At 62.1% G+C, this 20,721-nt stretch carries 15 protein-coding genes and 1 pseudogene; 5 read left to right on the forward strand and 11 right to left on the reverse strand.

What is annotated here, in order from left to right; translation table 11 throughout:
- Window positions 1-485, reverse strand: a pseudogene (locus tag DRB19_RS01285) (transposase); the annotation flags it as partial.
- A 164-nt stretch (window positions 486-649) separates the two neighbouring features.
- Window positions 650-880: a hypothetical protein gene (locus DRB19_RS01290; protein WP_245439224.1), complete on the reverse strand. Its 231-nt coding sequence runs from the start codon at window positions 878-880 to the stop codon at window positions 650-652.
- A 509-nt stretch (window positions 881-1,389) separates the two neighbouring features.
- On the opposite strand from DRB19_RS01290, the gene DRB19_RS01295 reads away from it, so the two are divergent.
- From DRB19_RS01295 to DRB19_RS01310, 4 genes are all read left to right on the forward strand, one after another.
- Complete coding sequence (locus DRB19_RS01295) at window positions 1,390-2,604, forward strand: NADP-dependent isocitrate dehydrogenase (RefSeq protein WP_114184222.1); 1,215 nt, start codon at window positions 1,390-1,392, stop codon at window positions 2,602-2,604.
- A gap of 236 nt (window positions 2,605-2,840) precedes the next feature.
- Window positions 2,841-3,464, forward strand: coding sequence for a 2OG-Fe(II) oxygenase (locus tag DRB19_RS01300; RefSeq protein ID WP_114184223.1), 624 nt, complete (start codon window positions 2,841-2,843; stop codon window positions 3,462-3,464).
- A 698-nt stretch (window positions 3,465-4,162) separates the two neighbouring features.
- Window positions 4,163-4,909: a hypothetical protein gene (locus DRB19_RS30680; RefSeq protein ID WP_174799905.1), complete on the forward strand. Its 747-nt coding sequence runs from the start codon at window positions 4,163-4,165 to the stop codon at window positions 4,907-4,909.
- Window positions 4,910-5,111: 202 nt separating this feature from the next.
- Window positions 5,112-5,591, forward strand: coding sequence for a GFA family protein (locus DRB19_RS01310; RefSeq protein WP_162815551.1), 480 nt, complete (start codon window positions 5,112-5,114; stop codon window positions 5,589-5,591).
- 252 nt (window positions 5,592-5,843) lie between these two features.
- Here the strand turns inward: DRB19_RS01310 and alaS are convergent, their stop codons facing one another.
- The 4 genes from alaS to cckA form a co-directional block, all read right to left on the reverse strand.
- Entirely contained in the window at window positions 5,844-8,492 is a 2,649-nt protein-coding gene (alaS, locus tag DRB19_RS01315) for an alanine--tRNA ligase (RefSeq protein ID WP_114184225.1), read from the reverse strand.
- A gap of 153 nt (window positions 8,493-8,645) precedes the next feature.
- The gene (locus DRB19_RS01320) at window positions 8,646-9,296 is read right to left on the reverse strand and encodes a hypothetical protein (RefSeq protein ID WP_114184226.1); all 651 of its coding nucleotides are present in this window, start codon (window positions 9,294-9,296) and stop codon (window positions 8,646-8,648) included.
- 146 nt (window positions 9,297-9,442) lie between these two features.
- A complete protein-coding gene (recA, locus tag DRB19_RS01325) occupies window positions 9,443-10,537 on the reverse strand; it encodes a recombinase RecA (RefSeq protein ID WP_114184227.1) in 1,095 nt (364 codons plus the stop codon).
- 174 nt (window positions 10,538-10,711) lie between these two features.
- Entirely contained in the window at window positions 10,712-13,249 is a 2,538-nt protein-coding gene (gene cckA, locus DRB19_RS01330; RefSeq protein ID WP_114184228.1) for a cell cycle histidine kinase CckA, read from the reverse strand.
- Between the two features lie 395 nt (window positions 13,250-13,644).
- On the opposite strand from cckA, the gene DRB19_RS01335 reads away from it, so the two are divergent.
- Window positions 13,645-14,883 carry a flagellar biosynthetic protein FliO gene (locus DRB19_RS01335; RefSeq protein WP_245439227.1) on the forward strand — a complete coding sequence of 413 codons (1,239 nt, stop codon included), beginning with the start codon at window positions 13,645-13,647 and terminating at the stop codon, window positions 14,881-14,883.
- Between the two features lie 143 nt (window positions 14,884-15,026).
- On the opposite strand, the gene dksA is transcribed toward DRB19_RS01335, so the two are convergent.
- From dksA to DRB19_RS01360, 5 genes are all read right to left on the reverse strand, one after another.
- The gene (gene dksA / locus DRB19_RS01340; protein ID WP_114184229.1) at window positions 15,027-15,446 is read right to left on the reverse strand and encodes an RNA polymerase-binding protein DksA; all 420 of its coding nucleotides are present in this window, start codon (window positions 15,444-15,446) and stop codon (window positions 15,027-15,029) included.
- A 243-nt stretch (window positions 15,447-15,689) separates the two neighbouring features.
- Window positions 15,690-16,676 (reverse strand): YcjF family protein, encoded by a 987-nt coding sequence (locus tag DRB19_RS01345; RefSeq protein ID WP_114184230.1) that lies wholly within the window; start codon window positions 16,674-16,676, stop codon window positions 15,690-15,692.
- Window positions 16,673-18,121 carry a YcjX family GTP-binding protein gene (locus DRB19_RS01350; RefSeq protein ID WP_114184231.1) on the reverse strand — a complete coding sequence of 483 codons (1,449 nt, stop codon included), beginning with the start codon at window positions 18,119-18,121 and terminating at the stop codon, window positions 16,673-16,675. Before DRB19_RS01350 ends, DRB19_RS01345 begins: the two co-directional genes overlap by 4 nt.
- Window positions 18,122-18,279: 158 nt before the next feature.
- Window positions 18,280-20,058 (reverse strand): hypothetical protein, encoded by a 1,779-nt coding sequence (locus DRB19_RS01355; RefSeq protein ID WP_114184232.1) that lies wholly within the window; start codon window positions 20,056-20,058, stop codon window positions 18,280-18,282.
- 56 nt (window positions 20,059-20,114) lie between these two features.
- The gene (locus DRB19_RS01360) at window positions 20,115-20,681 is read right to left on the reverse strand and encodes a calcium-binding protein (RefSeq protein WP_114184233.1); all 567 of its coding nucleotides are present in this window, start codon (window positions 20,679-20,681) and stop codon (window positions 20,115-20,117) included.
- Window positions 20,682-20,721 lie beyond the last annotated feature (40 nt).

Raw genomic sequence — 20,721 nt, forward strand, 5'->3', positions numbered from 1 at the left:
ATCGCGCAGCATTCGGCTACCTGCGAACGGAAACTCCAGATGCAACTCGTCCATCCGCCGCATCAGAACCAGGTCAGCTGCTGAGACGGGCTGCGGGCGATAGTAAAGGCTGCCCCGGCTGATCCCGAGTGCCTCGGCCTGCCGGATCAGCGGCAGGGCATGCGAGCGGTCGATCATCGCTTTGCGCTCGGCCACACTCCGGCTTTGCCGAGCGCGTGTTCTAAAAAATCATTGGCCAGGGTCAGCTCGCCGATCTTGGCATGCAGCGTCTTCACATCCACGGATGGGTTTGCGGCTGCAGCCTTCTCGGCCCCGAACACGTTGGCCGCCCCGCCGAGGAGCTGCGCCTTCCACTGGGTGATCTGGTTGGGATGGACATCGAACTGCTGGGCCAACTCGGTCAGGGTCTTCTCTCCCTTCACAGCGGCAAAGGCCACTTTGGCCTTGAAGGCCGGAGAGTGGTTCCGGCGCGGTCTCTTGCTCATCGTTTCTCCTGTTCGGCAGCCATTCTGGCCGCAATCAGGCAGAAACTCCACTGATCCCACTGTCTAAATTTCCCGAGCCAGCTCTTAACGTGGATCGCGCGTTCGCGCTTACCAGCAGCCGCCCCAGCCGCAGTAATAACTTGGACGCGCCGCAGCTGCGCCGATCACCGCACGCCGATGACGCCGACGGCTGCGCCGGCGGCCGCCTGGTTGGCGGCGTTCGACTGCGCGACGTTGTTGCGGTAACCAGCATTGACGCAGCGCTGGTACTGCCTTGAGCTGGGCTTCAGGCCAGTCTCCATGCAGACGGATTCCGCATTGACCATGGATTGCTCGGCGGTCTGGCAGCCTGCGAGAACGAGAGCCGCGGCCCCGATGACGATTGCAAGACGCATGTGTGTCCCTGTTAGTTTATGTGTTGCCTCACACCGGCGACGGCTCCAGAGCGGATTTCCCTCATGGGATAGCCGGATATGCAATAATGTTATTACATTATTGCAAAATGGGTGCCTAGAGGATTCTGGTCGGCAGGACACTATATCGTGGACACAAGGTGTTCCGGCGCACGTGATATCGGGAGTATGGCAGCCACTGCCAGTTCGCTTTTTAGTGCTCCACCCTGCGTCAAGCCCGCAAAATGCTGGGCAGCAGCCAAAAATCGCCTGAAGTCAGCCTAGCGCGTCGTGCGAAACTGAAGGCCCGCATTGGCGAAAAGTGGACTCGTTTTTCCGCTCCGGTTGCGCCTGTTTGAATTGAGCATCATAGAGCATTTCAAAAGTGGCTTCCGCTTTTGGAGCCGATGCTAAAGTCCCACCTTCCCCCGTGGCTCCAGTCGCGCTATAGGCGCGGCAGCAATTCTGCCATCCGGCAGGTGTTTCCCGCTCCAGAGCGTTAAGGTGAGATCATGGCGAAGATCAAGGTAGCCAACCCGGTCGTCGAACTCGACGGCGACGAGATGACCCGCATCATTTGGCACTTCATCAAGGACAAGCTGATCCACCCCTATCTCGACATCGACCTCAAGTACTATGACCTGTCGATCGAGAACCGCGACGCCACCAACGACCAGGTCACGGTCGATGCGGCGCACGCCATCCGCGAACATGGCGTCGGCGTCAAATGCGCCACCATCACGGCCGACGAGGGCCGCGTGCAGGAATTCGGCCTGAAGGAGATGTGGAAGTCACCCAACGGCACGATCCGCAACATCTTGGGCGGCGTGATCTTCCGCGAGCCGATCATCTGCAAGAACGTGCCGCGTCTCGTACCGGGCTGGACCCAGCCGATCATCGTCGGCCGCCATGCCTTCGGCGACCAGTACAAGGCTACCGACTTCAAGGTGCCCGGCAAGGGCCGCCTGACGATCAAGTTCGAGGGCGATGACGGCACCGTCATCGAGAAGGAAGTGTTCAAGTTCCCCGAGGCGGGCGTGGCCATGGCCATGTACAACCTCGACGAATCGATCCGCGACTTCGCCCGCGCGTCGCTCAACTACGGCCTGAACCGCAAGTACCCGGTCTACCTGTCGACCAAGAACACCATCCTCAAGGCCTATGACGGACGCTTCAAGGACATCTTCGAGGAAGTTTACCAGACCGAGTTCAAGCAGAAGTTCGACGCGCTCGGCATCATCTACGAGCACCGGCTGATCGACGACATGGTGGCCTCGGCCCTGAAGTGGTCGGGCGGCTATGTGTGGGCGTGCAAAAACTACGACGGCGACGTGCAATCCGACACCGTGGCGCAGGGCTTCGGCTCGCTGGGCCTGATGACCTCGGTGCTGATGACGCCGGACGGCAAAACCGTGGAGGCGGAAGCCGCCCACGGCACGGTGACGCGCCACTATCGCGAGCACCAGAAGGGCAAGGAGACCTCGACCAACTCGATCGCGTCGATCTTCGCCTGGACCCGTGGCCTCGCCCACCGGGCGAAGCTCGACGACAATGCCGAACTGGCGCGCTTCGCCGCAACTCTCGAGAAGGTGTGCGTCGACACGGTGGAATCCGGCTACATGACCAAGGACCTGGCGCTCCTGGTCGGCGCTGAGCAGAAATGGCTCTCCACCACCGGCTTCCTCGACAAGATCGACGAGAACCTCAAGAAGGCCATGGCGGCCTAAGGCCAGCCTGCTTCAATTGCGACTGATGAGAAAGCCCGGCTCGATGCCGGGCTTTTTCCATATGCGAGGGGTCCCGACCAGCGGAAGGAATGGCCGGACGGCCGGCTTTCCATGGAAGCGTTGTGGCTCTTACTATCCACAAGAGGGATTGGCCTCATTCGGCCACGAATGTAACCCTCCGCTACCGCAGTCTAACGATGCAACCGATTATTCGGCTCGAGCTGGGTGCTTCTCCCATGGACATTATCGATCTCAAAGCTGTGCGAGATGCGAAATACTCCAAGACCCCATACGATTTTATTCTTGGGTCCGACTTTCTGCGAGCCGATGCCATTGCCGACGTGCGGCGGGACTTCCCGTCGATCGCTAAGCCGGGCTACTTGACCGTCGACGAAGTCGATCTCCATGGTCGTTTCAAGGCTCTCATCGACGAGCTCGAAGGGCCTGAGCTGACCGAGGAGCTATCCTCCAAGTTCGGCCGGGATCTCCACCAGTTCCCACGGCTGACGACCATCATGAAGCGCTCGCAGCCTAAATACGGTGCAATCCATACCGATGGCCCTTCGAAGATCATGACCATGCTGGTTTATATGAACGACGACTGGCAGCAGGATGACGGAGGCAGGCTGCGGGTTCTTTACGACGACAAGAAGTACGAGCCCTATGCGGTCGAGGTGCCTCCCACCATGGGCACCATGTTCGCCTTTCTACGCTCGGATAATTCCTGGCATGGCCACAGGCCTTTTGTCGGTGAGCGTCGGGTCGTTCAGGTTGCCTGGGTCAAAAGCCAGGCCGATGTGGAGCGCAAGAAAAAGCACAATAAGGTCGCCCAGTTTTTGAAGGGCATCTTCAAACGCTGAAGCCTGGGCTTGTGTGAAAGCCGTGCCTCGCATCCGCGAGGCACATCCAGCGAAGCACCTTGGGCAAGGGTGCCCCACATAGCGCAAGGGCTTCAACCAGCGCTACCGTGAGCTGCCCAGCCGTCCTGATCGGAAGCGACCCTAAACGACGGCACTCGATGCCGTTTCGGCGAAACACGACCATTCTCTTAATCAAGCGCGTTGCCCCTTTGGGCCATGACCCAGTTGCGAAGTGTTGGGTCAAAGGATTGGCTCTCGCGTCAACGGCGGTGGGTCGATCAAGGTTTTTCTTAACCGGAATGAGGCGCGTCGCGCGCTTCCAATCCGTGGGCAGACAGATCAGCCCTGAGGCGACGAGGTTTTTCTATGGGTCAGCTACCGTAGTATAGCGTTTTCGCACCAGAGTCACTTCGACGATGACCCCTTAAGCCCTTATGAATATGGCTTGAATTAATAGATACAGATGACAACCAAAGTAAGATAACTTTTAAAAATCGTATTAAGTAAATAGTATTGATTTATTTATTATATATACTACCAAGGTATTACCACTATGGCCTATTTGGTAGTGAAAAACTTCTTACGGCTAAGGCAATAATTCTATTAATTACCTTTTTCTGGTCACTTTCTCTCAAACTCTGGTCACTTTCTGTGAACAGGTTCCCAGCCAATCCAATAAGGGAAGAAGGGGAAGATACATGAATTTATTGGTGCTCGTGGAAAGGCTTTCAGCCGACCCAATCGCAACATTGAAGTCGAGCCTGATCGCAGCTCATCTTTTTGGCCTCCTTCTTGGTGTCGGTGCGGCCACGTTGCTGGACCTGTTCATCGTCCGCTTCATGATCTTGGGCAAGGTGAGCAAGGAATACTGCAACGTCGTCGACTTTGCCTCGAAGATCGTGACGCTTGGCCTTCTGATACTCTGGGTGACCGGCATCGGATTCCTGATCCACTACGCGCTGTTCGATCCCGTCAAACTGACGAACCAGAAGGTCTGGGCCAAGATCGCCATTGTGGTCGTCCTGACGCTCAACGGCATGTTCATCCACCGGACCGTTCTGCCGCTGATGCGCAACCGCATCGGTCGCAGCCTGTTCGACGGCATTACCCCGAGCCAGCGCTCGCTGCTGCTCGTAACAGGGTCAATCTCAGCCACGTCGTGGTATGTGCCGCTCGTGCTGGGCGCATTCCCCCAGCTCAACTTCCTGCCCGCATGGCCCATCCTGCTGGCCTATATGCTCCTGCTGACGACAGCCATCGTGGTGACACACGGTCTTGCCCGGGTGGTCATCCCATCCATGCCGATGGTGATGATCTCCCAGGACGAGTACGACGTCCTCGTGACCCGTGCCGCGCGCTCTCAGATGCCCAGCTTTGTCGGCTTTCCGTCATCTGGAAATTCTCTCTTCGGCCCGGCTCTCAGAAGCTCAAGTGCATACGCCTAGACGTCAGGCGCGCCGGTTTGCTGCTTTGGTTCACAATCGGCATGGACGCGATGCAACCCTGTCGAATGGGTGAAATCCTTGGGGAGTAGCTTCAAACGTTCCACCTTCAACACTGAAGAGGCCCTGGCCGAGAGCTTCCTCTTCTTGGCCAGGGCGTTGCCGTCTTGCGCGAACCACCCATAGAATGACGCATCAATGTTCCATGGAGGCAGACGTGAGCGAAGCAAAAGCTGATCCCGTTATGACCGGCGGCTGTCAGTGCGGCGCGGTTCGCTATGCGCTGATGTCGGAGCCGACGCACGCCAGCATCTGCCATTGCCGCATGTGCCAGAAGGCCTTCGGCAGTTACTTCGCGCCGCTGACCGGGGTGCCGAAGAAGGACCTTGTGTGGACGAAAGGGAGCCTGAGCATCTTCAAGAGTTCGGAGGCGGTCGAGCGCGGCTTCTGCCGGGATTGCGGCACGCCTTTGACCTTCCGATATATCGAGCGCGACCGCATCACCGTCTCGATCGGCAGCCTCGATGATCCCGGGCGCGTGCAGCCTGAGATTCAATACGGGATTGAAAGCAGGCTTCCCGCCTTCGAGACCCTGGACACGTTGCCGGGCGAGAAAACGGAAGATGGCGCGACGCCCGAGGAACTGGCTAGGATGCGCTCGCGCCAGCATCCGGACCACAATTGAGGATCATCAGGTAAGGCAAGGCGGCCCTTACCGGCGGGAGGTCGAATGAGCGTGGGTCGACGATCTCTCCTCCCCTTTGCGGGGAGGAAGTGGAGGTGGGGGTCGTCAAGTCAGAGCGCTGTGCTTCATTGTTGAAGTGCAAGGCTCTGTTACAGCCTCACCTCATCGTCTCTCAATCGGCTGCGAGACGCAGCCACCCTCCCTGCCGTCCCAAACTGGACAACTACAAGGGAGCGGGAGAAGGCGCATTGCTCAAGCCGCCGCCATTGCGGCCTCGATCGCCGCCAGGGCAGCTTCCGCCTGCGCGCCGTCGGGACCGCCCGCCTGGGCCATGTCGCGGCGGCCGCCGCCGCCCTTGCCGCCGAGCTTCTCGGAACCGATGCGCACGAGCGCAACCGCGTCGAGTTTCTGCGTCAGGTCCTCGGTGACGCCGACCACGATGCCGGCCTTGCCATCCTCGGCCACGCCCACGATGGCGACCACCCCGGACCCAATGCGGCGCTTGCCCTCGTCGGCGAGGCTCTTCAAATCCTTCATCTCGACGCCGGACACCGAGCGCGCCATGAGCTTGACGCCGCCCACGTCGCGGATCGGCTCCTCGCCGCCCCCACCACCGCCCATGGCGAGCTTGCGGCGGGCGTCCGAGAGGTCGCGCTCGAGCTTGCGGTTGCTTTCCAGGAGGGCGGCTAGACGATCGGCCGCCTCGTCAACGGGGGTCTTCAGCAGGCCGGCCATCTGGCGCAACTTGCGGCTTTCCTCCGTCAGGTACCGCCTTGCGGCTTCACCAGTCATGGCCTCGATCCGGCGCACGCCCGCCGCCACCGCGCCTTCGTTGACGATGGTGATGAGGCCGATATCGCCGGTGCGGTTGACATGGGTGCCGCCGCAGAGCTCGATCGAGAAGGTCTTGTTGCCCTCGGCCTTACCCATGGACACGACACGCACCTCGTCGCCGTATTTTTCGCCAAACAGCGCACGCGCTCCCGACTCGATGGCCTCATCGACCGCCATGAGCTTGGTTACGACAGGCTCGTTCTGCAGGAGCACCGCGTTTGCCGTGTCCTCGACCACCTGAAGCTCTTCGTCGTTGATCGGCTTCGGATGGCTGAAGTCGAAGCGAAGGCGATCTTGTGCGACGAGCGAACCTTTCTGAGCGATGTGATCGCCCAGCACCTGACGCAGCGCCTCGTGCAGGAGGTGCGTAGCCGAATGGTTGGAGCGAACGGCTGAGCGGCGTTCGTGATCGACTTGCAGTTCGAGCGCCTGATTGAGCTTCAGCGTCCCATGTTCGACCGTCACGTGGTGGACGAAGAGATCGCCGAGCTTCTTGTCCGTGCCAGTCACGCGAAGGCGCGCGCCCTCGCCCTTCATGATTCCGGTGTCGCCGACTTGACCGCCGGACTCGCCATAGAATGGGGTCTGGTTGACGATCACGAGGCCGGTCTCGCCGGCATTCAGCTCCTGGACCTCCTGCCCGTCCTTCAGAAGCGCAAGCACGACACCCTCGGCGGTCTCGGTGTCGTAGCCGAGGAACTCAGTCGCGCCGACCCGTTCCTTGATGCCGAACCACACGGTCTCGGTCGCCGCCTCGCCGGAACCGGACCAAGCGGCCCGGGCCATCTCGCGCTGGCGCTCCATGGCGGCCTTGAACGCGTCCGTGTCGACGCCGATGCCGCGGGACCTCAACGCATCCTGCGTGAGATCGAGCGGGAAGCCGTATGTATCGTAGAGGGTGAAAGCCGTCTCGCCCGAGAGGTTCTGGCCTTTCTCAAGGGCGCGGGTCTCCTCGTCGAGGATCGACAGGCCGCGCTCCAGGGTTTTGCGGAAGCGGGTTTCCTCGAGGCGCAGGGTCTCGGTGATCAGCGGCTCGGCCCGGACCAGTTCCGGATACGCCTGGCCCATCTCCCGTACGAGGGCAGGCACGAGGCGGTACATCAGCGGATCCTTGGAACCGAGCAGCTGCGCATGGCGCATGGCACGGCGCATGATGCGGCGGAGCACGTAGCCACGGCCCTCGTTCGACGGCAGCACGCCGTCAGCTACCAAGAACGACGAGGCACGCAGGTGATCGGCGATGATTCGGTGCGAGGCTTTGCGGTCGCCCTCCGGCGCAATGCCGGTCGCATGCGCCACCGCCTCGATCAGGGTGCGGAACAGGTCGGTGTCGTAATTCGAATGCACGCCCTGGAGGATCGCCGACATGCGCTCGAGGCCCATGCCGGTATCGATGGAAGGCTTGGGCAGGGCGATCCGGTTGCCCGGCTCGATCTGCTCGTACTGCATGAAGACGAGGTTCCAGAACTCCAGGAACCGGTCGCCGTCCTCGTCCGGGCTGCCGGGAGGGCCGCCCCACAGGGCCTCGCCTTGATCGATGAAGATTTCCGAGCACGGGCCGCAGGGGCCGGTGTCGCCCATCTGCCAGAAATTGTCCGAGGTCGGGATGCGAATAATCTTGGAATCCGAGAACCCGGCAATCCGCTTCCACAGATCAGCCGCCTCGTCGTCGTCATGGTAGACGGTGACCAGCAGCCGGTCCTTGGTCAGGCCGTACTCCTTGGTGATCAGGTTCCAGGCGAGCTCGATGGCGGTTTCCTTGAAGTAATCGCCGAACGAGAAGTTGCCCATCATCTCAAAGAAGGTGTGATGCCGGGCCGTATACCCCACATTGTCGAGATCATTGTGCTTGCCGCCGGCGCGGACGCATTTCTGCGCTGTCGTCGCCCGGGTATAGGGTCGCTTCTCGGCGCCCGTGAAGACGTTCTTGAACTGCACCATGCCGGCATTCGTGAACATCAGGGTCGGGTCGTTGCGCGGCACGAGAGGACTCGACGCGACGGCCTCGTGACCGTTCTTGGCGAAGTAATCGAGGAAGGTCGACCGGATTTCGTTGACGCCGCTCATGGGATTCTGGTGCTCGGATAAGGGCCGCCAGGGCCCGAAAAGGTGTTCATTCGTGGGCGGTTTTAGACGCCCAGGCTGAAACTGTCGAGGCGGCGTTTTGGGCCTTCTCTCCAAAGGTGCCTAGCCAGACCTACTCGCCCTCGAACGGCCTGCTTATCCCGCCGCCGATTTGCTCTGTTCGACCTTGTCCATGATGAACGCAATCAAAGCGTCGCGGCTGGGGTAAGCATTGAGGGCAGAATCCGGAATGCAGAAGACGCTCGCGGGCTTTGCCATGAGAACCCAGTGGCTTCCGATACGGCGGAAGGCGCTTGCTTTCTCCCAGAGTGTCAGCAACTCCGAAGTCGGGGTAGCGGCGAGGAGACCCCAATCTCCGACGATCAGTTCGCGTGCGGGCTCCTCGGAACTGAGCATGCCGAAAAGCACATGTTGGATGCGTTGGTTGTGAGCTCGGTAGTAAGCGTAAAGGAGACCGTAAAGTGTTGCGAAACAGCCCAGGCCGGCCATGACGAAGCCGTGGGTGCCAAGATGAAAAGCAGCGCCTATGCGGGCGCTTCCAGCGTACATGAACACATAGGTCTGGAGATAAATCAGGCCCATAGAAACTGGCAGTACGAAGAGGCAGACCATCAGCAGGACAGTCTTCAGTCGCCACGACAAAGTCTGACGAACCAGCATTTTAGACAGGATCGAGCGGTTCAGACGATAGGTTTCGTAGCCGATACCTGGCAGAGGCAGTACCCAATGGATCGTGCCGACCTCATTGGCCAATGACTTTCGCGCGGTCTGATCCCCCTGTCCCATAACCTGCCCTTACGCACCAATGCTGGGACTTCTTACACCAACCGCTCCGATGATGAAACTTTATTTCGATACGCTTCATATATGAAAAGACCGCCGCGATTCCTCGCGACGGCCTGTTCTTTGCCCTTGAAGGAGAGCAAAACTCGTTACTCGGCGCTGCCCTCGTCGAGGTCTTCCGCCGTCGGGGTCGCCTGCTCCAGGATGCGGTCGGCCAGGAGGCCGGCGTTCTGGCGGATCAGGCCTTCGATCTTGTTGGCGATCTCGGGGTTGTCGCGCAGGAACTGCTTGGAGTTCTCGCGGCCCTGGCCGAGGCGCTGGCTGTCGTAGGAGAACCAGGCGCCGGACTTCTCAACGATGCCGGCCTTGACGCCCAGATCGATGAGTTCGCCGACCTTCGAGACGCCTTCGCCGAACATGATGTCGAACTCGACCTGCTTGAAGGGCGGAGCGACCTTGTTCTTGACGACCTTCACGCGCACCGAGTTGCCGATTGGATCGTCGCGATCCTTCAGGGTCGAGACGCGGCGGATGTCGAGGCGCACCGAAGCGTAGAACTTCAGGGCGTTGCCGCCCGTCGTGGTCTCGGGGCTGCCGTACATGACGCCGATCTTCATGCGGATCTGGTTGATGAAGACCACCATCGTGTTCGACCGGGAGATCGAACCCGTGAGCTTGCGCAGGGCCTGGCTCATGAGGCGGGCCTGAAGGCCGGGCTGAACGTCGCCCATCTCGCCATCGAGTTCGGCCTTCGGCGTCAGGGCCGCCACCGAGTCGATGACCAGCACGTCGACCGCGCCGGAGCGGACCAGCGTGTCGGCGATTTCGAGAGCCTGCTCGCCCGTGTCGGGCTGAGAGATCAGGAGATCGTCCAGGTTGACGCCGAGCTTGCGCGCATAGATCGGATCGAGCGCGTGCTCCGCGTCCACGAAGGCGCAGACGCCGCCCTTCTTCTGGGCCTCGGCGATCGTGTGCAGGGCCAGGGTCGTCTTACCGGACGATTCGGGCCCGTAGATCTCGATGATGCGCCCGCGCGGCAGGCCGCCGACGCCAAGAGCGATGTCCAGGCCGAGCGAACCCGTCGAGATGGTTTCGATTTCTACCGGTTGCTGGCCCTTGCCGAGCCGCATGATCGAGCCCTTGCCGAAGGCGCGTTCGATCTGAGAGAGCGCCGCGTCGAGAGCTTTCGACTTATCTTTATCCATTGATGAGCTTTCCACCAGTCTCAGAGAAGACTGCGACATGACCAGTGTTCCTTATGGCACGGAGGGCTGTTGAATCTCAACGCGGTGTTGAGGAGATATATGTACCCTCTTTGTTCTCTTATGCAAGTTCCTTTTCCGTTCTCAGGAACAATATTCACAGGCCTTGGTTAAGCCTTAGTGTCGCAGGCAAAAAAGTCTATTATTGTCAGTATTTTACTGTCCGATTACCTGCTTCACAATCTCCACCAGCTGACGCAGGCTGAAGGGCTTGGGCAGGAAGTTGAACTGCTCGCCTTCGGGGAGATTTTTTCTAAAGGCATCCTCGGCATATCCGGACACGAAAATGACCTTCAGGTCGGGGTAGAGCTTGCGCAGCTCGCCCAGCAGAGTCGGCCCATCCATCTCGGGCATGACCACATCCGAGACCACGAGATCCACGGGTGCTCCCCGCTCCTCGATGATCTGAAGCGCCTCGACCCCGGAGGCTGCCTCGAGCACCGTGTAGCCGCGGGCGGTCAGCGCCCGGGCATTGACGGCCCGCACCGGATCCTCGTCCTCCACCAGCAGGATAGTGCCCTGACCGGTCATGTCGGCGGTGGGCTTCTTGACGGCCTCGGCCTTGGCCTCCTCCGGCTTCTCCTCCTGCACATCCGGCACATGCCGCGGCAGGTAGATTCGGAAGGTCGTGCCCTGCCCGACCTTCGAATCGACATCGATGAAGCCACCCGACTGCTTGACGATGCCGAAGACCGTCGACAGGCCAAGACCGGTGCCCTTGCCCACCTCCTTGGTGGTGAAGAAGGGCTCGAAGATCTTTTCCAGCACGTCCGGCGTCATGCCAGTGCCCCGGTCGGTCACCTCGACCACCACATAGTCGGCGGGCGGCATGCCGCTGACATTCAGGCGCGCCGCCTCGGCGGCCGTGACGTTGGCGGTGCGGATCGCGAGCTTGCCGCCGTTGGGCATGGCGTCGCGGGCGTTGACCGCGAGATTGACCACCACCTGCTCGAACTGATTCACGTCCGCCTTGACGAACCAGAGGTCGCGGCCGTGAGTGAGATCGAGCTCTACGCGTTCGCCCAGAAGACGCTTCAGAAGCATCGAGAGGTCGTAGAGCCGGTCGTTGAGGTTGAGAACCTCCGGCCGCAGGGTCTGGCGACGAGAGAACGCCAGGAGCTGACGCACCAGGCTCGCGGCCCGGTTGGCGTTCTGCTTGATCTGCATGATGTCCTGGAACGACGGGTCCGTCGGCCTGTGGTTGGCGAGCAGAAGATCGCTGTAGCCGATGATCGCCTGCAGCACGTTGTTGAAGTCGTGGGCCACGCCGCCGGCGAGCTGCCCGACCGCGTTCATCTTCTGCGACTGGGCGAGCTGCTCCTCGACTTTGCGGAAATCCGTGGTGTCGAGGGCGTAGAGGATCGCCGTCTCACCCTCGGAGGCCGTGTCACCCACAGGCGTGACCCAAATCCGGACGGAGCCGCCATTCTCTCCCGCTGTGTGCAGCTCGAGGGGCTGGATGTCGCCTTTGTTCTCCGCCGCCGCCCTGAGAGCCGCCTCGACCTGAGCGCCCTCCCCGTCCCGGAAGGCGCCGAGGATCGATGGCCCCTCGCCGGCCTCACCGGTGCGCGGCAGGGTGCCGAACAGCTTCGTGAAGGGAGCATTGGACTGGATGATGCGGCCGGTTCGGCCCACCGTCGCGATGGCGATCGGCGTGTTGTTGAAGAAGCGGGCGAAACGCACTTCCGCGGCGCGCTGTCCTTCATCCACTTCGACGCCGGCCGAACGGTTGAGCACCAGGGTGCGCGATGCGCCCATGCGCCCGTCCTGGCCGAAGGCGATGCGGTGATAGAGGCGCACCGGCAGGAACTGGCCGTTGCGGCGGCGCAGGTCGAGGTCGAAATTCTCCGTGCGGACGCTGCCCGGTTCGCCCGAGAACGACGTCATCATGGCTACCACGTTGCGCGGCACGATGTCGGCGAGCGCCAGCCCCCCTGATCCCACCTGCGCGAGGTCGTAGTCGAGCCAGGACGCCAGGGTGGCATTCAGATAGATGATCGACCCGTTGGGGTCGATGGACAGGAAGCCCGCTGGCGCGTGGTCGAGGTAGTCGATGGCGTGCTGCAGTTCCTGGAAGACGTTTTCCTGCCGCTCCCGCTCGTGGGTCACGTCGGCGATGGTCCACAAGGTGGCCTGCCGGCTGCCGGGCCGGGCCAAGGGGCGCACGCGGACGCGGTACCAGCCGAATTCCTGCGACCCGTCCAGAGACGGCGAAAGGCGGATCTCCTCGGTGCCGGTGCGGTGCTCACGGGCCGCCTGGGCCAGACGATAGATCGCCTCGGACACTTCCGGCGCGCCCGTGAAGAGGCGCTCGACCGCCCGAACGTCGCCCGGGTTCGAGCCCGACAAGGACAAGTAGGTCTCGTTCGCGTAGACCACGCGGCCGTCGTCCTCGATCACCACAAGGCCTTCGCCCGACGTGTCAGACATGACCTTCGTAATGTCGTTGCGCGTGGTCTGGCCGGCGAACTGGATGAAGCCGATGGCCATGGCGAAGAGGAAGAACACGCCCGCCATGGCGAAGAACGCCAGCAGCCCCAGGATCAACGGCTGCGCCTGATCGCTGCCGAGAAAACGCAGGCTCAGGATCGCACCGACCAGGACGCTGGCCAGGAGCAGAACGAACCCGATATGGCCCGGCCGGTCGGAACGGTCGATCGTCGAGCCCTTTGCCGTGTCGCCTGCGTGAGCCATGGAACGTCGGTATCCCCAAGGAACGATGGTTATTGCCGCCAGCACAGAGCCGCAGGATTGCGCGCCGGCCGCCGGATCTTTCCGATCATGCTACGCGGAATTTATTGACTGACCTCTAAGGCGGCAGCAAGAGAAAGCACAAGAGGCGCCCTGTTATTGGCCGCCGCGGCCTTGAGCTTTGCTCAGTCTAGGCCACATTGAGTCCCGTAGAAAGTGAGCTTGAGGCTCATATTCTGCTGGTCCCTCAAAACTATACGCTATTCTGTATCTCTTCCGCGCCGATGCGGGCCCGTTAACCATCTGTTAACCTTGCCGCTCGCTTTGATGGCCAATGTGATACAAGCAACTTTAGGAACATGGCCTGAAAAGGCCTCCACAACGCTTGAGAGTTCATCGTGCTAGCTCAATTTGGTATCGAAGCGTCACGGGCGGCCCAGTACGTCATTGCCTTCGCGATCATCCTCGTTCTGGTCGCATTGTTCGGCGTGGTTCTGCGCAAGCTTACGGGCGCTCGGCTCATGCTGCCGAGCCAGGATCGCGGGAGAAGCCGCCAGCCGAGACTGGGCATCGTCGACATCTACGACCTGGACCGCCAGCGCCAGCTCGTTCTCCTGCGCCGCGACAACGTCGAGCATCTCCTGCTGATCGGCGGGCTGAATGACGTCGTCATTGAAACAAACATCGTTCGCGCAGCCGGGGCCCGCATTCCGGCCCCCTCCAGCGAGCCCGGCGCAGCCGAGCGCTTCGAGCCCGTTCTCGAACAGGCGCCCCGTCCCCAGGTCGAGGGAGCGCCCCGCCCTTCGATCGAGACGCAGCTCGCCGCCCAGCTTGGAACCTTCAACAGGCGTCCGTCGGAGGAATCCGACATGGACCAGGAGCTTGCCCCCATCGCGTCCGTCAGCGCCCCGATGCCTGCCCGACCCGAGCCCATGCTCAAGCCCGACGCGGTGACCCTGGCGGCAGCCGATCCCGCTCCCGGCATCCGGGGCCTGCGGGCGGAAGCCAAGACTCCCGCGTCCCCGGGCTTCTCGCCGGCCCCTGCGCCGGAGGTCCGCCGTCCCGAGCCGGCTCCTTCGCCGGCCGTGTACCCGATGCGCCAAGCCCAGCCTCCGGCTCCGCCGCCTCCGCCTCCGCCTCCGCCTCCCGTCGAACCCCCGATGGCCCGTGCACCCCAGCCGGCCACACCGGATCGGCAAAGCCCCGACGCGGTGATCCTGTCCGACATGGCAAGGCAGCTGGAGGAAGCGCTGAGGCGTCCTGCGATGCCGGTCCCGCCCCCTGTTCCCCCGGCGCCCGTCAATCTTCCAGAGGGCATCGAGGACGAGGACGAGCTTCTCGAGCCGAATGCGCCGCAGGGCCACGAACATGTCCCCGTGAGCAACGCCCCCTTCCAGGACGTGCCGGAGGAAGAGCAGCCTCGACCGCCTGAGCAGCCCGTCGCCGCGGCCCCGTCCCGCCCGGTCGAGCCGGTGCGGCCGGTTCCTCCTCCGGCTCAACCCAATCCTTCGCCGGCCGAGACGCCCGCGCCGCCCAAGCCCGCTCCTAAGGCCGCCGACCCGTTTTCGGTGGATGAGATCGAGGCCGAGTTCGCCCGGCTGCTCGGCAGGCCGCTCGACGCGGGCAAAAAGGAATAAGCGCTAGGCCCAGCCGCATCCTGCGCAGAGGCAGATCCGGTTTTCCCTAGAGTGCGCGGTTTCCGAACGGAAGCATCCTCGCAGACAAGAAAAAGGGCTCCGCAAGCGGAGCCCTTTTCGTTGTGAAGAAGACGGGAGGTCGTTCAGTCGTCCCGGTAGACGCGCTCGTTGCGTTCGTGGCGCTCCTGCGCCTCCAGGGAAAGCGTCGCGATGGGACGGGCCTCGAGGCGCTTGAGGGAGATCGGGTCTCCGGTCTCCTCGCAATAGCCGTAGGTTCCATCATCGATCCGCGCGAGGGCGGAGTCGATCTTGGCGATGAGCTTGCGCTGGCGGTCTCGGGCGCGAAGCTCGATCGCACGGTCGGTTTCGGAGGAGGCGCGGTCGGCGAGATCGGGATGGTTCTCGTTCTCGCTCTGCAGTGTCGCCAGGGTCTCCTGGGCCTCCCTCAAGATATCGCCCTTCCACCGGATGAGCTTGCGCCTGAAATACTCCCTCTGCCGTTCGTTCATGAACGGTTCGTCTTCTGTCGGTCGGTAACCCTCATCTATTACGATGTTTGTCATGTTGGGCCGTTCTATCCCCGATTGGACTGGCGCCCCTATATAGACAAGCGAGGCGCACGACAACGGACTTAAGCGTCAACGTTTTGTCTAAGACGTTCTCTCAGGTCCGCCCAGGAACCCCGGAAAACAAGGGAATTAGCCGCTTTCGAACGATTTGCCGCACCCCTTAATGGGTAGCCGAAGAACGCTGGTTTCGATGAGGGAGAAGCAGGACCGCCCAGCTTGTGGCTCCGATTCTGGCGCTCACTCCGCCGCGGCCTCCGCCCGGCTCACGAGTTCGCCGGCTACGTCCCCGATCTTGGGCGGCTCCTCGCGGATGAACGGCAGGGGGCGGCAGACGGAAAGCGCCGCGAGACCAAACCGGGCCGTCATCAGCCCGTTCAGCACCCCCTCACCGAGCTTTGCCGAAATGCGGGCTGCAAGCCCCAACCCTAGAACCTGCTGCATGAGGCTGTCGCCGACAGCCACGCCGCCGGTCACAGCCAGATGGTTGAAAGCCGCTTTCGCCAAGCGCAGAAACCCGAAGAAGCCGGGCCGCCCCCCATAGATCCGCGCGAGGGTCCGCAGCAGGCGAACGGCCGCGAACACCACGAAGGCCACATCCACGATGGCGCGGGGACTGACGGCCGTCACAAGGGATACCTGCTTGGCCGCCCCCGCGATGGCGCGCTTCGCCTGCGCGTCCAGGGGGGCCAGCAGCTCGCGCTCGGCAATCGCCAGGCGATCATCCGCATCGATGATCTCGTCCATGGAAGCCATCAGCCGGGCTGTGCCCTTCACGGCGCTGGCCCGCGAGCCGTAGAGGCTCAGCACCTGCGATGCGATGGCCTTGGCGGCCTTGTGATCCCTCACGGCGATCGCATCCACGGCCGCCTCGCGCAGGCGCTCGATCTTCTCCTCGCGCCAGATGCCCGTAACCTCGCGACCGATCAGCGCCAGGAATGCCACGACCGCCAGAACAGCCAGGACCAGCGCGACCCAACCGAGCCAGGGCGCGACCCTATAAAGATCGACGATCAGGTTCTCGATGGCGAGGCCGAGACCGAGGAGGAGCAGGCCCGACAGGGCCGAGACAAAGACGGCCAGCCAGGGGGCTCGGCGTCTCGTCCCCATGGGCACGACGGTGCCGTCCGCAGCCTCGATGGCGTCGAACGGCTCGTCCGTCACCACTACGGAGCCGCTTGTCGCTTCGGGATTGTCGAGCCGGAAGGCGCGGGGCTGACGGGTCATGCGAGGCGATCCCCCAGGAGAAACTCAAGGGCGCGGTCGAGGCGGATGTGGGGCAGTTTGGACATCCGTCCCGCCGCGTCGACGGATAATTGGGGCGGCCTGAAACGCGGGAACCTCAAGGAACCCGGCGGCACCGCCCCATGGAAGACCGCGTCCGCCTTTTCCGGCAGCTCGCCCGGGAAGATGGCGGCCTCGGTGAGGCCATCGAAGATCTCGTCGCCCACCTGTTCGCCGGCCTCCGGCACTCCGGCCACGGCGCGAAGGGTTTCGCGGCCCTCGCGCACGGTGGTCTCCCGCGTGGCGCGCACGGATGCGAGCGCCACCGTGCCGACCCTTGCGCCGGCGGCCTCGGTGCGGCGTGCGGCGCGATTGACGAGAAGGCGCAGGATAGCGTCGAGGCGGTCATGATCCGTATGGTGGATATGATCGGCCTTCGTGGCCGCGAACAGCACCCGGTCGGCGCGGGGCGAGAAGAGGCGGGACAGGAACGTGTTGCGCCCGGTCCGGAAGGCCATGAGCACCTGGTCGAGCGCCTCCTCCAACTCCGCCAGGGCAACCGGACCGGCATCGATGGCGGCCAGCACGTCCACCAGCACGATCTGCCGGTCGATGCGTTGGAAATGATCCCGGAAGAAGGGTCTCACCACATAGGTTTTGTAGGCCTCGAAGCGCCGCTCCATCAGAGCCGCAAAGCTGCCGGACGCAATGGGCTGGCCCATGGGCAGATCGAGGGGCGCGAAGGTAAGCGCAGGGGAACCGGCGAGATCGCCCGGCATCAGGAAGCGGCCTGGCGGCGTGGTGGCAACCGATTCCTCGCCCGCCCGAAGAGCCTGAAGATAGGACTTGAACGCGTCGCTGGCCTTGGCGGCCAGAACCTCGTCCGCCGGTCCGGCCGGATCGATGGTCTTCAGGAATTCGTGCCACCCGGCCGCAATCGCGGCCCGGTCGCGCTTGCGGCTGGCCTCCACGGTCTGGCGCGACCAGTCGGCATAATCGGCATCGAGAAGCGCGAGGTCGAGCAGCCACTCGCCCGGATAATCGACGATATCGAGGGCAAGCGACGCAGGCCCGGTCCGCCAGCCGGCTTTGCGTTCATATTCCACATCGACCCGCAACTCGCTGATGCGGTTGGTGGATTGCGGCCAGCGGCGGTCCTCCGTCAGGGCCGTCAGGTGCTCCTCGTAGGGAAAGCGCGGGATGGTGTCGTCCGGCTGATGGGCCAGATGCGCCCGCCGGATTCGCCCCTCTGCCGAGGCCCGGAAGGCCGGCAGGTTTGTGCCGCGGGTGAGATGGTGCACCAGAGCCGTGGTGAACACGGTTTTCCCCGAGCGGGCCAAGCCCGTAACCCCAAGCCGAAGAGACGGCTGGACGAGCTGGCCTGAAGCCTCCCAGATCGATTGCGCAGCCGACCCGGCGCGGGACGCGATATTGGTAATGACGGACAAGGACGATCCCGAGCTTTGCTTTAGGTCCGTTTCAAGATGGGTCCCGCGGGCCCGATTGCAAAGCAGGCGCGCGCTTTTTCACCTCGGGCAATGGTGAGAGCCTGATGTTTCCTAAGGAGATTGAACGTTGATGAGCGATCCAAGGCTGAGATCAATTTCTAGATGATGACGAAGTCCGTAAAGGAAAGGTCCTTGGGCTTATTAGTCAGCACGGCCAGCCGGACCGCAGCCTTCAGTCCCGACCCATCCTCATCATACGATAACACTCCCGTCTTCTTGTTGTAGAGCACGTAATCGTTGCCGTCCCCTGCTTTGATCCCCGCTTTGAAGAAGCCCTTCTTCAAGACCCCTTCCTTGCCTAGCTTCCTAAAAATTGCATTGTCGAGCCAGATCGTGTCGTCGGACGCGGTGTAGTCTCCGATCTTGTCCACATTCATCTTGGTCTTCGGTTTGTGATTTGGTCTGGTGTCGAACACGAAGATGTCCTTGCCGCCGCCGCCGGCGAGCAGGTCATTACCGAGCTTCCCATAGAGCTTGTCGTCACCGGCACCGCCTGTCAGGTTGTCGACCCGGCGCGTCCTGATGAGAACTTGACCGGATGGCTCAGCCACGTCCGTCAGATTGACGGTCAGCGCCTGCGAGGCGCTTACGCCTTGGCCATCGAAGGCTTTGATGTAAACCGTCAAGCTGCGGACGCTCTCGAAGTCCAGCACCTTGCCGGGCGCAAGCTTAAGTTGGTTGGTGGTGTTGTCGATGACGAACATGCCGCCCGCATTCCCGCCGCCCGCCGCGTCGATATCAAACGCGAAAGTGAGGGTATCGCCCTCCGGATCTGTAGCGCTCAAACCAGCCGCGAAGGCAGTGTTCTCGGCTATTGTCACCGTGGTCTGGCCGTCCAGTCGCACATCCGTCGGAGGCAGGGACGGAGGATTGGTCGTCAGCAACTGGGCTGCGCTGAATGTGCCGTCGGAGAACGCGAACTGCTCCACGCCCGAGACAAGATCTCGTCCATTACCATCGGCCCGGCGATCGATGATGGTGTAGGAGCCGTCTTGGTTCTGTCGGATCATGTAACTGGAGCGGGCGCCGGTGAAGATCGCTTTGTCGAGGCCCTCACCGCCATCGAGACTGTCGTTATCCAGTCCGCCAGTGAGTTCGTCGTCGCCTTTGCCGCCGATGAGAGTGTCGAGACCTTGACCTCCTAGGAGCTTATCGTTGCCACCCTCGCCGTTGATTGCGTCGTTACCGCCGCGGCCATCGAGCTGGTCATTGCCGCCATCGTTCCCGGCAGGCGTGCCGCCGCCGTTGAGCACATTGTCGCCCGCATCCCCGGACAGGAGATCGGACACACGCGAGCCGACGACGCCCTCAATGCCGACCAGAGTATCGCCAGCCGCCTCACTAGTGGTGTCATTGTTGACGCCAGCGCCCAAGCCCTCCTCCAGATCGACGATGACACCCACCATCGAGCCGCTGTTGTACCAAGCGAAATCGAAGCCGATGTCGCCATAGAGCAGGTCCGCCCCTGCACCACCTTCCAGAGTATCGTTACCGTCCCAGGCCTCGATCGTATCATTCCCCCCGCGGCCGGAGAGCACGTCGTTGCCTGAATAGCCGATCAGGCAGTTAGCGCCAGCGTTGCCGCGAACCGTGTCGTCTTTTTGCGTGGCCATGATGCCCTCGACACCTGACAGTACATCGCCTTCCGCTTCGCCGCCGGAAACAGCACCCGACTCCAGATCAATGTTGATGCTATCATTGGAGTAGACATAGTTTACGTAATCGTACCCTTGGCCGCCAACCAGTGTGTCCGCACCCTCGCCACCTATAAGGACGTCGTCGCCACCCTCGCCGTTAAGGGCATCGTCGCCACCGCTTCCATCCAGCCAATCGTCGCCACCGTCGTTGCCGCCCGGCGTACCGCCACCATTGAGCACATTGGTGCCTGCATCCCCAAAAAGGTAGTCCCGACCTCTTGAGCCGATGACGCCCTCTATGCTGATAAGCCTGTCGCCTTCAGCCTCGCCTCTAGAGCCATGCCTTCTTCTAAATTGACGACAACGCCTACTGTGGAATTGCTGTTGTACCAGGCAAAATCGAAGCCCTCCCCGCCATCGATCCTGTCGGCACCGCCCCCGCCCTCGATCGTATCGTCGCCACCCTCGCCGTAGAGCGCCTCGTTGCCAGCCCCGCCATTGATGACATCGTCACCATTGGTTCCGGAGGCGCCGATATCGCTCGACATGTGCACAATGAAGCCGGCGCTCTGGTTAGGATTGCTGCCGGCATCCTCTGCGACCGCAACCTTGCTCCCGTCGAAAGCACTCTCATACTCAAGGCTTATTAACGGCGCGTCCGGATCGAACGGTGCGAGACCATCGGCAGGGGCGTTCGGAACTTCAACGACCTGGGCTCGGATGGACGAGGCAACATTGCTCGAAGAGCCGTCAACGCCCTCAAGAAGAATTTGCCGACTCTTGAGATGCAAGGCACCCAGTGGCTCCAATTTGATGAAATCAAGTACGACAGGAACCCTGGAACGCCCGACCTTGATTGCCATCTCGATGCTCCTTTTGCGGCAACAATCGGATTTCTAGCCG

Source organism: Microvirga aerophila (assembly GCF_003332305.1).
In the GTDB taxonomy this organism is placed as follows: domain Bacteria; phylum Pseudomonadota; class Alphaproteobacteria; order Rhizobiales; family Beijerinckiaceae; genus Microvirga; species Microvirga aerophila.

Excerpts from the sequence above, each read along its gene's own strand:
- alaS (WP_114184225.1), bottom strand. The coding sequence starts at position 8,492 with ATGAGCGGCGTCAACGAAATCCGGTCGACCTTCCTCGATTACTTCGCC.
- DRB19_RS01345 (WP_114184230.1), bottom strand. The coding sequence starts at position 16,676 with ATGACCCGTCAGCCCCGCGCCTTCCGGCTCGACAATCCCGAAGCGACA.
- DRB19_RS01320 (WP_114184226.1), bottom strand. The coding sequence starts at position 9,296 with ATGGGACAGGGGGATCAGACCGCGCGAAAGTCATTGGCCAATGAGGTC.
- DRB19_RS30680 (WP_174799905.1), top strand. The coding sequence starts at position 4,163 with ATGAATTTATTGGTGCTCGTGGAAAGGCTTTCAGCCGACCCAATCGCA.
- recA (WP_114184227.1), bottom strand. The coding sequence starts at position 10,537 with ATGTCGCAGTCTTCTCTGAGACTGGTGGAAAGCTCATCAATGGATAAA.
- DRB19_RS01300 (WP_114184223.1), top strand. The coding sequence starts at position 2,841 with ATGGACATTATCGATCTCAAAGCTGTGCGAGATGCGAAATACTCCAAG.
- DRB19_RS01310 (WP_162815551.1), top strand. The coding sequence starts at position 5,112 with ATGGAGGCAGACGTGAGCGAAGCAAAAGCTGATCCCGTTATGACCGGC.
- DRB19_RS01295 (WP_114184222.1), top strand. The coding sequence starts at position 1,390 with ATGGCGAAGATCAAGGTAGCCAACCCGGTCGTCGAACTCGACGGCGAC.
- dksA (WP_114184229.1), bottom strand. The coding sequence starts at position 15,446 with ATGACAAACATCGTAATAGATGAGGGTTACCGACCGACAGAAGACGAA.
- cckA (WP_114184228.1), bottom strand. The coding sequence starts at position 13,249 with ATGGCTCACGCAGGCGACACGGCAAAGGGCTCGACGATCGACCGTTCC.
- DRB19_RS01360 (WP_114184233.1), bottom strand. The coding sequence starts at position 20,681 with ATGGCAATCAAGGTCGGGCGTTCCAGGGTTCCTGTCGTACTTGATTTC.
- DRB19_RS01290 (WP_245439224.1), bottom strand. The coding sequence starts at position 880 with ATGCGTCTTGCAATCGTCATCGGGGCCGCGGCTCTCGTTCTCGCAGGC.